Source organism: Diaphorobacter ruginosibacter (assembly GCF_040396215.1).
Lineage (GTDB): Bacteria > Pseudomonadota > Gammaproteobacteria > Burkholderiales > Burkholderiaceae_C > Diaphorobacter_A > Diaphorobacter_A ruginosibacter_A.
Window position 1 is genome coordinate 1 of record NZ_JBEBOW010000101.1, and the last position, 14,821, is coordinate 14,821.

12 protein-coding genes are annotated in these 14,821 nt (G+C 64.5%); 9 read left to right on the top strand and 3 right to left on the bottom strand.

Annotated elements, in window-relative coordinates; translation table 11 throughout:
- Positions 1 to 171 precede the first annotated feature (171 nt).
- Positions 172 to 2,151 carry a dynamin family protein gene (locus tag ABWP92_RS12580; protein ID WP_353235729.1) on the top strand — a complete coding sequence of 660 codons (1,980 nt, stop codon included), beginning with the start codon at positions 172 to 174 and terminating at the stop codon, positions 2,149 to 2,151.
- 10 nt (positions 2,152 to 2,161) lie between these two features.
- On the top strand, positions 2,162 to 3,235 hold the full coding sequence (gene mutY, locus ABWP92_RS12585; RefSeq protein ID WP_353235730.1) for an A/G-specific adenine glycosylase: 1,074 nt from the start codon (positions 2,162 to 2,164) through the stop codon (positions 3,233 to 3,235).
- Between the two features lie 59 nt (positions 3,236 to 3,294).
- Here the strand turns inward: mutY and rapZ are convergent, their stop codons facing one another.
- From rapZ to ABWP92_RS12600, 3 genes are read right to left on the bottom strand one after another with little or no spacing between them, the layout of a single operon-like run.
- On the bottom strand, positions 3,295 to 4,173 hold the full coding sequence (gene rapZ / locus ABWP92_RS12590) for an RNase adapter RapZ (RefSeq protein WP_353235731.1): 879 nt from the start codon (positions 4,171 to 4,173) through the stop codon (positions 3,295 to 3,297).
- A gap of 49 nt (positions 4,174 to 4,222) precedes the next feature.
- Positions 4,223 to 5,884, bottom strand: a complete 1,662-nt coding sequence (gene recN, locus ABWP92_RS12595; RefSeq protein WP_353235732.1) for a DNA repair protein RecN — start codon at positions 5,882 to 5,884, stop codon at positions 4,223 to 4,225.
- Positions 5,885 to 5,886: 2 nt separating this feature from the next.
- On the bottom strand, positions 5,887 to 6,783 hold the full coding sequence (locus ABWP92_RS12600; protein WP_353235733.1) for an NAD kinase: 897 nt from the start codon (positions 6,781 to 6,783) through the stop codon (positions 5,887 to 5,889).
- Between the two features lie 245 nt (positions 6,784 to 7,028).
- Between ABWP92_RS12600 and hrcA the strand changes: the two genes are divergently transcribed.
- The 7 genes from hrcA to ABWP92_RS12635 form a co-directional block, all read left to right on the top strand.
- A complete protein-coding gene (gene hrcA / locus ABWP92_RS12605; RefSeq protein ID WP_353235734.1) occupies positions 7,029 to 8,033 on the top strand; it encodes a heat-inducible transcriptional repressor HrcA in 1,005 nt (334 codons plus the stop codon).
- 288 nt (positions 8,034 to 8,321) lie between these two features.
- Positions 8,322 to 8,777 (top strand): type IV pilin protein, encoded by a 456-nt coding sequence (locus tag ABWP92_RS12610; protein ID WP_353235735.1) that lies wholly within the window; start codon positions 8,322 to 8,324, stop codon positions 8,775 to 8,777.
- Positions 8,747 to 9,382, top strand: coding sequence for a prepilin-type N-terminal cleavage/methylation domain-containing protein (locus tag ABWP92_RS12615; RefSeq protein WP_353235736.1), 636 nt, complete (start codon positions 8,747 to 8,749; stop codon positions 9,380 to 9,382). Before ABWP92_RS12610 ends, ABWP92_RS12615 begins: the two co-directional genes overlap by 31 nt.
- Complete coding sequence (locus tag ABWP92_RS12620; RefSeq protein WP_353235737.1) at positions 9,379 to 9,804, top strand: fimbrial assembly protein; 426 nt, start codon at positions 9,379 to 9,381, stop codon at positions 9,802 to 9,804. The genes ABWP92_RS12615 and ABWP92_RS12620 overlap by 4 nt, the downstream gene beginning before the upstream one ends.
- Before the next feature lie 2 nt (positions 9,805 to 9,806).
- Positions 9,807 to 11,036, top strand: coding sequence for a PilW family protein (locus tag ABWP92_RS12625; RefSeq protein WP_353235738.1), 1,230 nt, complete (start codon positions 9,807 to 9,809; stop codon positions 11,034 to 11,036).
- Between the two features lie 17 nt (positions 11,037 to 11,053).
- Positions 11,054 to 11,638 (top strand): hypothetical protein, encoded by a 585-nt coding sequence (locus ABWP92_RS12630; RefSeq protein ID WP_353235739.1) that lies wholly within the window; start codon positions 11,054 to 11,056, stop codon positions 11,636 to 11,638.
- 36 nt (positions 11,639 to 11,674) lie between these two features.
- A partial coding sequence (locus tag ABWP92_RS12635; RefSeq protein WP_353235740.1) for a pilus assembly protein occupies positions 11,675 to 14,821 on the top strand: 3,147 nt, incomplete at its 3' end.

Below are 14,821 nucleotides of genomic sequence, written 5' to 3' on the forward strand. Positions count from 1 at the left end.
TGCGGCCATGGGGGCGCCCGGGTTCATGCCATGTGGCCGAGGCTCGCCTTGCCTTGGGGCATGGCGCAGTGAATTGTTGCGATGCTGATGCTATATTGCGTTATATAAGCAACCCTCGTTCACTATCGCTTTTAAAGCGCAATGCGAGAAAACAATAAGTAGATACCTATCGTGGGCCCTTCATTCAACGAACAGTTCGATCAACACGGCGCATGGAAGCGCGGGTTTGCACAGCAGCTCAGGCAGTTGGCGGACTGGATGGGCGCGCACGAATTGATGGATGGCGCCATCGAGGAGCGGCTCAAGCGCCTGGAAGAGCAGGTTCGCAGCGACAAGGTGATGGTGGCGTTTGTCGCCGAGTTCTCGCGCGGCAAGTCCGAGCTGATCAACGCCATCTTCTTCGCGGACTATGGCCGCCGCATCATGCCCGCCAGCGCTGGACGTACCACCATGTGTCCGACCGAGCTGTCCTACGAGGAAGGCTCCGAGCCTTGCCTGCGGCTGCTTCCGATCGAGACGCGGCTGCAGCCGCAGGGCCTTGCGGAATGGCGCCTGAAGCAGAATCAATGGACCGCGATCCCGCTGGAGATCGACAATGCGCAGCAGATGGCGCAGGCGCTGGCCAAGGTGTCGGAGGTACGCCGCGTCAGCATCGACGAAGCGCGCGCGCTGGGTTTCTGGCATGACGACTCGCCCGACGACAATCCCATGGCGGATGCTGGCGGCAAGGTTGACGTGCCGATGTGGCGCCATGCGCTCATCAATGTGCCGCACCCGTTGCTCAAGCAGGGGCTTGTGATCCTGGACACGCCGGGCCTGAACGCCGTCGGCGCCGAGCCGGAGCTGACCATCAACCTGATCCCCCAGGCGCATGCGGTGGTGTTCATCCTGGGGGCGGACACGGGCGTGACGCGCTCCGACCTGGCGATCTGGCGCGAGCACCTGGGCGCTTCGCCCGAGAACAGCGAAACCAGGCTGGTCGTCCTCAACAAGATCGATGCGCTGTGGGATTCGCTGAACTCGCCAACGCAGGTGCAGGAGCAGCTTGACCGGCAATGCCGCGATTCGGCGGACATCCTCGGCGTATCGCTCAGCCAGGTGGTGCCGGTGTCCGCGCAGAAGGGGCTGGTCGCCAAGATCAATTGCGACGACCTGCTGCTGGAGGCCAGCGGCCTGCCGCATCTGGAAGAGGCGTTGGGCGAGGGCATCCTGGGCCGCCGCCAGTCGATTCTTCGCGGCATCGTCTCCAGCGGCGTGGCCGGGCTGCAGGCGGAGGCCATGCGCGTGATGAACATCCGCCGCTGTGATCTGGATGACCAGATGTCCGAGCTCAACAGCCTGCGGGGCAAGAACTCGACGGTCATTCAGGCCATGCGCGGGCGCATCGAGATGGAGCAGCGCGATTTCGAGGCCAGCACGGCGAAGGTGCTGGCGCTGCGCTCGGTGCACCTGAAGATGATGCGCGAGGTGTTTCATCGCCTTGGATCGCGAGCGCTCAAGGCGCAGATGGCGCCGCTGGCCGAGGCGTTGCAAGGCGGAGGCGTGCTCAAGATGGGGCTGCGCAAGGTCTATGCGGATACGTTTGCCCGGGTGCGCGCGCTGCTGGAGGCCGCGCGGGATTCCGGCGGTGAAATCCATGACATGCTCAGCGGCACCTACCGGCTGTTGAATGCCGAATTCGGTTTCTCGCTGCAAGTGCCCAAATCCCCCGAGTTCGCTGACTATCTGGAGGACATCTCCGAGATAGAGCGCCGCCACGAGCAATACATCGGGATGGGCAACACGCTGCGCCTGGCGCAGCCCGAATTCGCGCAGCGGCTTCAACGCGGACTGGCGCTGCGCCTGCGCGCGGTGATGGATTCGGCATCCAATGAGCTGGAATTGTGGAGCAAGGCCGCCACCGCGCAGCTCGATGCGCAGTTGCGCGAGAGAAAGCGCGGTTTTTCTCGCCGCATCGAGGCCGTGGATCGCATTCAGGGCGCGGCCAACGGGTTGGTGGAACGCATCGCGGAAATCGAGGCGGTGCAGGAACATCTCGACGAGCTTCAGATGCGCCTGACGGCCATGACCGACCGGCTGGTGCATATGCCGCCGGCGCCCCAGGAGCGCGTCGCGCCTTCGAGCGGCATGGTGGATTTGCTGATCAGCTGAAGTTGCGCCGATGACCGACGGGATTCCCAGCATCGCCGAGCGCGTGGTGCGCTGGCAGAAAGAGCACGGACGCAACCATCTGCCCTGGCAGAACACGCGCGACCCTTATCGCGTGTGGCTCTCCGAGATCATGCTGCAGCAGACCCAGGTCGCCACGGTGCTCGACTATTACGCGCGCTTTCTACAGCGCTTCCCGGACGTGCGCGCGCTCGCGCGCGCCGGGCAGGACGAGGTGCTGGCGCTCTGGAGCGGGCTGGGCTACTACAGCCGCGCCCGCAATCTGCACCGCTGCGCCCAGATGGTGGTGAGCGGCTTCGGCGGGGTGTTTCCGCGCACGGTGGACGAACTTGCGTCGCTGCCGGGCATCGGCCGCTCCACGGCGGCGGCCATCGCATCGTTCTGCTTTGGCGTTCGCGCGGCGATCCTTGACGCGAACGTGCGGCGCGTGCTCACCCGGGTGCTGGGATTCGGTGACGATCTGGCCACGGCGGCCAATGAGCGCAGGCTGTGGGCGTTGGCCGACGATCTGCTGCCGGACACCGATCTCGAAAGCAACATGCCGCGCTATACCCAGGGCCTCATGGACCTGGGGGCGGGCCTTTGCACGCCGCGCTCTCCCGCCTGCCTGCTGTGCCCCTTGGCGGCGGTGTGCAAGGCGCACCGCGACGGCAATCCCGAGGACTATCCGGTGCGAACGCGCAAGCTCAAGCGCAGCGCCCAGTCGTGGTGGCTGCTGATCGAGCGCGATGAGTCGGGACGTCTCTGGCTGGAGCGCAGGCCGCAGGCGGGCATCTGGGCGGGGCTGTATTGCCCGCCGGTCTTCGAGGACCGCGAGGAGTTGGCGCAGCGCGCGTCCCATGATGCGGCCGCCTCGCTCCAGGACATGGACGTGGTCGCCCACGTGCTCACGCACCGCGACCTTTATCTGCATCCGGTGGTGATGCAACTGTCCGCCGCCAGCTCTCTGAGGCGGGGGCGCGACGCCACGGATGGGGCAGGGTTCTACGCGGCGTCCGAATGGGCGGCGCTGGGCCTGCCCGCTCCCGTACGCAAGATGCTGTCGGGGCTCCCCGCCGGCAGGTAGCGGCAATGAGCGGATGAGGACCGGGCGGCGGGCCGTTACTCCTCGCCATCCTCGCTGGTTCACGGCTTGCCGGGCCGGGCCGCATCGAGTTCGCGGTGCCTGCGCAGCGTGTTCCATTTCGGGCTGAAGTGGAGTGCGAGCCGCTCCACCAGATACACGGAGCGATGCTGGCCGCCGGTGCAGCCGATGGCGACGGTCACATAGCTGCGATGGTTTTCCGCCAGCGCGTCCAGCCAGTTCTCCAGGAACTGCGTGATCTGCTGCTCCATGGCATCGACGGCGGGCTGCTGCTGAAGAAACTCCGCCACCGGGGCGTCGCGGCCGGTCAGTTCGCGCAGCGCCGGCTCGTAATGCGGATTGGGCAGCATGCGCACGTCGAACACATAGTCCGCATCCACCGGCACGCCGCGCTTGAACGCGAATGACTGGAAGACCAGGATCATCCGGCTGGGCGGCACGGCCATCAGGCTTTTGACGTAGCCTTGCAGTTGCGACGCCCGGATGGCGCTGGTGTCGATCACGTGGGACTGCTCGCGCAGCTCGGACAGCAGCTCGCGCTCCAGCTCGATGGTCTGCAGCAGGGCGCTCTGGCCGTCGCGCAGTTCGTCCTTGGACAAGGGGTGGCGGCGGCGGGTTTCCGAAAAGCGGTGCACCAGGATTTCCGTGCTGGCATCCAGGAACAGGCATTGCACCCGCACGCCCTGCCTGCGCAGTTCGTCGAGCTGCAGCGGCACCAGGGGCAGCGCGGTGGCGCTGCGCACGTCGATGGCGATCGCCAGGCGGTTGCCGTGGTTGACATGCTCCAGCGCGACGAAGGCGCCCAGCAGCTCCGGCGGCAGGTTGTCCACGCAATAAAAGCCCGCATCCTCCAGCGCATGCAGCGCCACGGACTTTCCCGACCCGGACATTCCGGTGATGAGCACGATTTCGAGCGACATTTCCTTCACCACAGATCCACTACGTTCCACACGGTTGACCGATCCCTCTTTATTGCACCGGGTGCGCCGGCTCCAGCATCTCGCGCGCATGCGCCAGCGTGGCCGCCGACAGCTTCTCGCCGCCCAGCATGCGGGCGATTTCCTGCACCCGCGCATCGCCCCGGGCCGCGTGCACGGAACTGCTGGTGCTGCGTGCCGTTTTGTGTTTGGCCACCACCAGATGGTGGTCCGCGCATGCGGCCACCTGCGGCAGGTGGGTGACGGTCAGCACCTGGCGGGCGCGCCCCAGCTGTTGCATCAGCCGCCCCACGGTTTCCGCGACCGCGCCGCCCACGCCGGAGTCCACTTCGTCGAAGATCAGCGTGGGCGCTTCGCCGAGCTCGCTCGTCGTGACGGAAATCGCCAGGGAAATGCGTGACAGCTCGCCGCCCGAGGCCACCTTGCCGATGGGCCGGGGCGTCATGCCGGGATGGCTTCCCACGAGGAAGCTCACCTGATCCATGCCGTGCGCCGCGGGCTCGGTGGCGGGCTCGAGCAGCACCACGAACCTGCCGCCCGCCATGCCGAGATTCTGCATGGCCTGCGTGACGGAGCTCTCCAGCCGCGGCGCGGCCCTGGAGCGCTTTTGCGTGAGCGCCCGCGCCGCCTTTTCATAGGCCGCGCGGCTATCGGCTTCGGCGTCGGCAAGCGATTCGATGTCCGCCGCCGAGTCAAGCGCGTGAAGCTCGGACCTCCAGCCCTCGAGCAGTCCAGGAAGGTCCTCCGGCGGGCGCTTGTAGCGGCGCGCAAGCGATATCCATTGCGAGAGCCGCGCATCGAGCTCGGCCAGCCGCTCGGGCTCCAGTTCCGTGTGGCGCAGGAATCCCTGCAGCGACCGCAGCACGTCCTGCGCCTGCGCGAGACTGTTGCCCAGCACTTCGTTCATCGAGCGGAAGGAGTCATCCACATGCTCATAGCTTTGCAGCAGATTCTGCGCCTGCGACAGCCGCGGGATCGCGCCGTTGCCGTCATCGTCCTCCAGCGCAAGCGCGGCCTCCTGGGCGTTGTCGAGCAGTGATTGCGCGTTGGACAGCTTGGCGTGCAGGGCGTTGAGTTCTTCCCACTCGTCGGCGCGCGGCGAGAGCTTTTGCAGCTCGCCGATCTGCCACTGCAGGCGCTCGCGTTCGCGCTGCAGGGAGTCCTGTGCGGCGCGGGCGTGATCCAGCGCGCGGAGTTTTTCCCGCCAGTCCGTCCATAGCGCGGCCAGCGCCTGCGTCTGCACGCCCGCGTAGGCGTCCAGCAGCCCGCGCACACTGTCCTGGCGCGTCAGGCTTTGCCACGCGTGTTGTCCATGAATGTCCAGCAGATGCTCGCCCAGCGCTCGCAACTGGGTTGCGGTGACCGGGCTGCCGTTGATCCATGCGCGGCTTTTGCCCTGTGTGTCGATGGTGCGGCGGATCAGCAGCACGTCTTCCCGCTCGATGCCGGCGTCCTCGAACCAGCCATCCAGGCGCGCGGGCGGATCGAACTCGGCGGCAAGCTCCGCGCGCTCGGCTCCTTCGCGGATCACGCCGGTTTCGGCGCGCGCGCCAAGCAGCAATTGCAGCGCATCGATCAGGATCGACTTGCCCGCGCCGGTCTCGCCGGTGAGCGCCGTGAATCCGCCCTGCAGGTCCAGGTCCAGAGACTGCACGATCACGAAATCGCGCAACGCGATGCGCTTGAGCGCCATGATCAGGAGCCTCCTTCGTTCCAGCGCAGCTTCTTGCGCAAGGTGGCGAAGTAGCTCCAGCCGCGCGGATGCAGAAAGCGCACGGAATTCTCGGCGCGCGTGACCAGAATGCGGTCGCCGTGCAGCAGCGTTGCCAGCGACTGCATGTCGAAGTTGGCGGAGATGTCGCGGCCGCCCACCACCTCGATGGCGATTTCGGAGGAGTCGGACAGCACGATGGGCCGGTTGGACAGCGTATGCGGCGCGATCGGCACCAGCACCCAGCCGCGCAGCGAGGGGTGCAGCATCGGCCCCCCGGCGGAAAGCGAATAGGCCGTCGAGCCCGTGGGGGAGGCGACGATCAGCCCGTCGGCGCGCTGGTTGGACACGAACACGCCGCCCACTTCCACGCGCAGCTCCACCATGCCCGACGTCGATCCGCGGTTGACCACCACGTCGTTGAGCGCCAGAGCCTCGAACACGCACTCGTCGCCGCGCATCACGCGCGCCTGCATCATCGGGCGGACGTCCTCCTCGAAATCGCCATGCAGAATCGGGCCGAGCGCGTTCTGGTAATCCTCCAGCGCAATGTCGGTGACAAAGCCCAGGCGTCCGCCGTTGATGCCCACCAGCGGCGTGTGATAACGCGCCAGTTGCCGGCCCGCGCCCAGCATGGTGCCGTCGCCGCCCACCACCAGGGCGAGATCGGCGCGCTCGCCGATTTCATCGATCTCCGCGACCGCGTGGCCGGCCAGGCCGGTGTTGGCGAACGTCTCGGACTCCAGCAGCACTTCGCAGCCCTCGGCGACGAGGAATCTGCCGATGTCCTCCAGCGCGAGCCTGGACTTCTCCGACGCGGCCTCCGAGACCTGGCGCTGGTATTTGCCGATGAGAGCGACTTTGCGAAAGTTGATGGTCATCCGGAAATTACATCATTAAACAGGGCTGATTTTCCTGCCGGCCTGCACGGCGTGCCTTCATTCGAAAAGCCACCCCGTGGATGCGGCAGGCATGGATGCCCGTGGATCCTGAATGGGGGTATATCACGCCCGGAGCCGTTTCCCATGAAAGAGCCGCAGAGCCGGCATGCGGCCCAAGGGTTAAGAGGGGCTGGTGCGCCGCCGCCAGCGCGAAAGCGCCGTGCGCGCCGCCGTAGAATGTCCGCATGCTGGATGATCGCGCCAAGTTACTGTTGAAAGCCCTGGTCGAGCGCTATATCGCGGACGGCCAGCCGGTCGGCTCCCGCACGCTGTCGCAGGCCTCGGGACTGGAGCTTTCGTCCGCGACGATCCGCAACGTCATGGCGGATCTGGAAGGGCTTGGCCTGATCGCCAGCCCGCACACGTCCGCCGGGCGCATCCCGACCGCGCGCGGCTACCGGCTCTTCGTGGACACCATGCTCACGGTGCAGCGCGACAAGCTGCCGGAACTCAAGCTCATGCCCGAGCAGCCGCAGAAGGTGATAGCCAATGCGGCCAACCTTCTGTCGAACCTCTCGCAGTTCGTGGGCGTGGTGATGGCGCCGCGCATGCCGTCGGTGTTCCGGCACATCGAATTCATGCGGCTGTCCGAAAAACGGCTGCTGGTGATCATCGTCTCGCCCGAGGGCGACGTGCAGAACCGCGTGATCTTCACGCAAAGCGACTATTCGTCCTCGCAATTGATCGAGGCCGCCAACTATCTGAACTCCCATTTCTCGGGCCTGACGATGGAGCAGGTGCGCGAGCGCCTGCAGTCGGAGGTCGAATCGCTGCGTGGCGAAATCGTCACGCTCATGCAGGCCGCGGTGAACGCGGGCTCCGAGGCGCTCTCCGAATCGGCGGACAGCGTGGTGATTTCCGGTGAACGCAACTTGCTGTCGGTGAGCGATTTCTCCAGCGACATGGACAATCTGCGCCGCGCCTTCGACCTCTTCGAGCAGAAGACGCAGATTCTTCGCCTGCTGGACATATCGAGCAAGGCCGAGGGCGTGCGCATCTTCATCGGCGGAGAAAGCCAGGTGGTTCCGTTCGAGGAGCTGTCGGTGGTCAGCGCGCCCTACGAAGTGGACGGCCAGGTCGTGGGCACGCTGGGCGTGATCGGCCCGACGCGCATGCACTACGACAGAATGATCCAGATCGTGGACATCACCTCGAAGCTGGTGACAAACGCCCTGAGCCATCGCAGCTAGCCTGCGCCGGGATCAAGCCTCTTGAGCCTGTGGGATGGCGGCTTCGTCTCGAGCGGCGCGGCGGCAATCGCCCGCCTGCCGGGAGCACTCGAGCGAGGGCGGCCCGGGTGCATCGTCCGCACAGCCAACGGCGCGGCATCTTCCGGATGCATTGCGCGCAGATGCGTGCAATCGCGCGGATTCACTTACAAATAAGACAAGCGGTATATGTGCGGCGACAAGTGGTCGGGCAGTCGGATGCGCTCGCCCCTACACTTCAAGGAACGGTTTTGTAACATAAACTACGAGATGCAAGAAAAGACATATACCGCCCGGCGGCGCCTTGGAAAACGGGATTCTTCGGGGTTCACCTTGATCGAGCTCATGATCGTGGTGGCGATCGTCGCCATTCTGGCCGCGGTGGCGTATCCCTCGTACAAGGACTACGTTCTGCGCGGGCAGGTGGCGGAGGGGACCGCGGGGCTGCAAAGCCTGCAGGCCCAGATGGAGCGCCACTATCAGAACTTCCGGACCTACGGCACCTCCGGCTCGGTCAACGCGCCTTGCGCGGCCAACACGAAAGCCGGTGTATTCACACTGTCGTGCTCGGGCACGCCAACGGCTTCGGAATACATCATCCAGGCCGTCGGGCCGGGCCTGACCTATACGGTCAATGAGCAGAATGTGCGCTCGACGACGAGCACCGTGGCGGGCTGGAGCACTTGCGCGACCGGATGGACGCTGAAGAAGGGGCAGGCGTGCTGAGCAAGCCGCGCTCACGCAGCCGCATGGCCGGATTCACCGCCATCGAGCTCATGACGGCTGTCAGCATTCTGGCCATATTGCTGGGCATCGGCATTCCCTCCCTCGTGGACTGGGTGCGCAACAACAGGGTGCGCGTGGTGGCGAATGCGCTGCAAAGCGGCTTGCGTGGCGCTCAGTCCGACGCATTGAGCCGCAGCGAGCCCGTCGTGCTGTTCCTCACCAACGCCAAGGTCGAAAGCACCACCAGCGCCTTCAGCGCCGATGCCAATGGAAAGTTCTGGGCGGCCGTGACCGTGCCCGGGCTGATGGCCGCAGACACGGCCACGCTGCTGAACTCTGGCGTGCTGGGCGACATGGCGGACGGCGTCACCATCACGGGGCCTTCGGCCATCTGCTTCAACAGCCTGGGGCGCCTGAGCGCGAATTCCGCGCCGGGGCCGGCGGGCGCATCCTGCAGCCTGCCCGCGACGACGGCCTCGGTGTTCGACATCGATATGCCCAACGCCAAGCGCCACCTGCGGGTCATGGTCTCCATTGGCGGGCAGGTCCGCATGTGCGACCGCGACAAGGACATCGCCCAGTATCCCGACGGGTGCCCCACATGAATTCCCATCCTTCTTCATCCTCCCTGCGCGGGCGCGGCTCCCGGCAGCGCGGCGCGGCGTTGATCGAGTCGCTGGTCGCGGTGCTGCTGTTTTCCCTGGGCGTGCTGGGACTGATCGGCTTGCAGACGCGCGCCATCGGCATGGCAGGCGAAGCCGACGAGCGCAACCGCGCGGCGCTGCTCGCCGACGCGGCGGCGGCATCCATGTGGCAGGCGAATTCCATCACCCTGGCTTCCGATGCGCTGCAGGCATGGAAGGACGAGGTGGCCGGGCAACTGCCCAATGGCACTGGCTCGATCACCGCGGTGGGCGGCGTCGACCGCACGGCCGACGTGGAGATCACCTGGCGCATGCCTTCGCGGGCCAGCGACGACGTGAACCGCCTCACCACCCGGGTAACACTGACAGGGCCGGATTTCTGAACATGGCTTTCTCATTCCACTCCAACGTGAAGCTCCGCCTGCGCGCATCGCAGGGCGGATTCACCCTGATCGAGCTGATGGTTGCGATGGCGATCGGCATGATCGTGGTCCTGGCGGTGACCGGCATGATTGTCGTCAGCCAGACCCACGAGCGCGTCACCACCGGCGCCAACGACATGAGCCAGAGCGGCGCGTTCACCGCCACGATTCTCGACAATTCCATCCGCAGCGCGGGCGCGGGTTTCAGCCAGTACTGGAATCGCGGCGTGATGGGATGCAAGCTCAATGTGAAGCGCGACGGCGCCCAGATCCTGCCGCGCACGACCGCATTGCCGGCGCCGTTTGCCGCAGTGATGGGGGGCAGCCCGGGCGTCGCCAATCTGCGGCTCGCGCCGCTGCTGATCGCGCAGGGGCAGTCCGCAGGCGGCTCCGATGTGCTGATCGCAATGAGCGGCCTTGCCAACGTGGGCGATGTGCCCCGCGTGGTGCGCACCTACACCGATGCCGACAGCAAGCTGTATCTGGAGAACACCGTCAGCATCCGCCAAGGCGACGTGCTGGTGGTCAGCCGCGAAGGCACGACGGACTGCATCCTGACCCAGGTCGATGGCGGAACGCCGCCGTTCTCGGACACCGTGGGGCAGACCGCGGTGCCCTTGGGCGGAGCGTATTTCAATACGGAATCCGCGGATGGCAGCGTGACGCTCAACACCCTGGCGCTGAATTCAGCGGGCCGCACCATGCTCTCGGCGATCGGCAGCGCCGACAATCTCCAGATGCAGGCCTTTGGCGTCGGCGCGGACAGCGTGCTCTACCGCTATGACCTGCTGCGCTCTTCGGGGCAGGACGCATCCGAGGCCATGGCCGAAGGCGTGGTCGCCATGCGCGCCATCTACGGGGTGGACAGCAACATCGACGATCCCGACGCCACGCGTTCTCCCGCCTGGCAGGAGCCCACGGGTGATTTCGATCTCTCCGCGCTGATTGCCCAGAGCCCGCCCACGCGAATGCGCTCCATCACCGCCGTGCGCATTGCCTTGCTGGTGCGCAGCAATGCACGGCAGAACCAGGTGGTGGCGGACGCGAGCTACACCCTTCTGGAAGGCCAGCCCGGCGCAGCCACCGTCAGCGTTGCCGATGCCGACCGCCACTACGCCCATCGCATCGTTGAAACCACCATCCCCCTGCGCTCCATGATGATGCGGCTGCTGCCGCCGGAGGAGCTGCTATGAAGCAACCCAAGCTATCCATGCCAGGCTCTTTGAAATCCGAACGCGGCGCGGCGCTCATACTCGCGCTCGTCGTGCTGCTCATCCTGATCCTGGGCGGCCTGGCCGTCATGCGCTCCATGAACATGGCGCTCACCAGCTCCGGCAACCTGGCGTTCCGCCGTGATCTGGTCAACCAGGCCGAGCAGGCCGTGGCGAAAGCAGTGGCGAGTTCCTTTCCCCTGGGCTCCGCCGCGACGGGAAGCGCCAACACCAGCGTGAACTACAGCCCGGTGACGCTGGCGGCCAACGCGCAAGGCATTCCCAATGCGCTGCTGGACGACACGGTGTTCGCCACGGTCGGCGTCGCCTCCAATGACCTGACCGGCGCGAGCAGCGACGTCAAGATCCGCTACATCATCGAGCGGCTGTGCAACATCGCGACGGATACAGCGAGCGCCGACCACTGCATTGTTTTCGAACAGACGCCAGTTGGCGGGAGCGCTCACCTGAGCGGCAATGCAAAAACGGAAGTCCAACCTGTCTACCGTGTCACCGCGCGGGTGCTTGGACCGCGCAACACCAAGGTTTTCATTCAGAACACCTTCACGAAACCCGAAGCGTAATCAGCGCGAGACACGCGCCGCATCAGGAGGAAGAACATGTCCCTGTCCCATTGGAAGCGTGCGCTCGCATGCTTCGTCGCCGCTGCCGTTCCGCTGCAGACCATGGCGACCGTTCAACTGGCGGATCAGCCCGTGCTGTCGACTTCGAACGTGCCGGGCAATCTGGCGCTCGCATTGTCCGTGGAATACCCCACCGCAGAAAGCGTGGCGCACACGGATGCATATTCCACAACGGCCACATTCCTTGGTTATTTTGATCCCGACAAGTGCTACACGTACGTGACGGACACCACAGCCAACAAGACTGACGCCGGCACCACCGTCACGAGCGCCCAGGGTGACAACAGTTACTTCAAACCCGCAAGTAAAGCCACCAACCATGTCTGCTCCGGCAAGTGGAGCGGTAACTACCTGAACTGGGCGACGATGGCCACCATTGACCCATTCCGCTGGGCGATGACAGGTGGTAACCGTGTGGTCGACACAGTAGACACCACCATTCTCCAGAAGGCCTGGCACAACGGCAATGGTCCCTTTGCGGCTAAAACGATCTCCAGCTCATTGGCTGCCGGTGCGACGCCGTTTTCAAGCAGCGTCACGACCGCCGTCAGTGGCCAGGGCTTCACCATGCAGATTACCTCGCCATCCAATGCGTCACCCAATCGCGTGACCGTGCGCGTCAAGGTGTGCGATGCGTCCGTGGGGGTTGAAAGCAATTGCGTGGCCTACGGTAGCAACTACAAGCCGGAAGGCCTGATTCAGAAATACGCCAGAGAAATCCGCTTCAGCGCGTTCGGTTACCTGAACGAGTCCAATGAATACCGTGATGGTGGAGTCCTGCGAGCCCGGCAAAAATTCGTCGGCCCCGCACAGCCGCAGCCGGGGCAGCCCGACGTCGCCAATTCATTGGCTGAATGGAGCTCCACCACCGGACAATTCGTGCGCAATCCGGACAGTGCTGACGCTGCCGCAACTACCTCTTTCAGCGGCGTCACCATCAGCGATAGCGGCGTCATCAACTATCTCAACCGGTTTGGTCAGCTCTATCCCGGTAAGTACAAAAGCTTTGACCCGGTGAACGAGCTGTATTACGCGGCACTGCGTTACTACAGAAATTTGGCGAACGTTCCCAGCTGGAGCCAACTGGCTGCTTCCCCCACCGCAAGTAATAATTCGCCGACGACTCCCGCTACCACGGCATCCACGAAGAAAACTTGGCTGGATGGTTTCCCCGTGATCACGGACTGGACGACTACCGACCCCATCCAGTATTCCTGCCAGAGGAATTTCATCCTGGGTATCGGCGACACGAATACCCACCGTGACCGCAATGTGCCTGGCGATGATCGAACCCAGACTCCGAGTTCTCTGCAAGAGCCGCCCAAGCCCGACTTCGGGAGCGACGATTCATTCTTTTCCGCATTTACCGCGACCACTTGGGTACGCGGCATGCAAGGCGTCACCACCAATGCCGCAACGCAGACGGGTTCTCAATACTCGACCGATTACATGGCTGGTCTCGCTTATCAGGCCAACGTGCTGGACATCCGCCCGGACGATGCCAGCAAGCCCCAAACCAAAGGCAAGCAAAGCGTGCAGACCTACTGGGTGGACGTGCTGGAGACAGGTTACAAGACCAACAACAAGTTCTACATGGCTGCCAAATACGGGGGCATGAAGGCACCTACGAATTTCTCGCAGAGCAGCTATTCATCCAGCAATCCGATTCCGGAATCCTGGTGGTATACCAACACGGATACTGTCGGCTCGGGCACTTCCGCACAGAAACGCCCCGACAATTACTTTACCGGGGAGCGGCCTGATACGCTGGTTTCCGGCCTGACCAAGGCATTCGAAAGCATCGTGGGCGATATCAAGTCCTACACCACCACGTTCTCCCTCGCATCCAAGCAGGTCGTGGGAGACAGTGAGGCTTCCTATGCTGCGCAGTACGACTCCTCCAACTGGAGCGGCGAAGTCTCGGGCAGCGAGCTGACCATCAGCAGCTCCGGTGACCCCACTCTGGCATCTGTCGCATCATGGACGACGCGCACGGTCTTTGAAAATCAGCTCGGCGGCAGCGGCTGGAATTCCAGCCGCCGCGTCGTGACCATGGGCAACCCCACGTCCAGCACCACCGGCGGCGTGCCATTTCGCCACACCAGCCTGAACACCGAGCAGAAAACCCTGCTGAACACCAGCTACGTGACCGGTGACGACAGCGCCAACTACGTCAACTTCCTGCGCGGCGATCCCACCAACGAGGGCTCGGGCTATCGAGTGCGTTCGACAGAGGCGTCCTCGGGCACGGTGCGCAGCCGGCTGGGCGATATCGTGAATTCCAAGATCACGGTCGCGGGAGCGCCTTCCAACCGCTATGCGGACATCTTCAACCCGGGCTACAGCACGTTCAAGAACACCTACAGCGCCCGAGCCACCACGCTATACGTGGGCGCCAACGACGGCATGCTGCATGCGTTCAAGGGCGGCCTGGGCTCTGGGGCGGGGCAGGAATTGTTTGCCTATATTCCCAGCGCCCTGTTCTACAAGAACTCCACGACCGCCACGGACGGCCTTCTTGCTCAACTGGGCAACCCGCAATATTCGCATCGCAACTATGTGGACGCCACCGCGCTGGTGTTCGATATCGACATGGAGCGGGCGGGCGGAGCGACACAGGCGGACTCATCGATCTCCGACTGGCGCAGCGTCCTCATCGGCGGCCTGGGCAAGGGTGGCATGAGCTACTACGCCATCGACGTGACCGATCCTTCGGTCATGACGACGGAGGCAGAAGTAGCGGGCAAGGTGCTCTGGGAATTCCCCAAGCGCAGCAAGCTGCCCGTTGCGTCCGGCGGCACCTGCACCTCCAACTGCATCGACATGGGCTACAGCTTTGGCGACCCGGTGGTGGTGAAGACGGCCAAGTACGGCTGGGTCGTGATCTTCTCCTCTGGCTACAACAACGCGGACGGCGTGGGCCATATCTTTATCGTGAACCCCAGCAACGGCGAATTGCTGCAGGACATCAGCACCGGCACCACGGCGGTGACGGGGATGGCCCGCCCCACTGCCTATGTGCTGGATGAAAGTGACTTCACGGCGGATGCCGTCTATGTCGGCGACCTGGAGGGGCGCGTGTGGCGTTTTCCGCTCAACAGCACCGATACCTCGGGCAGCTAT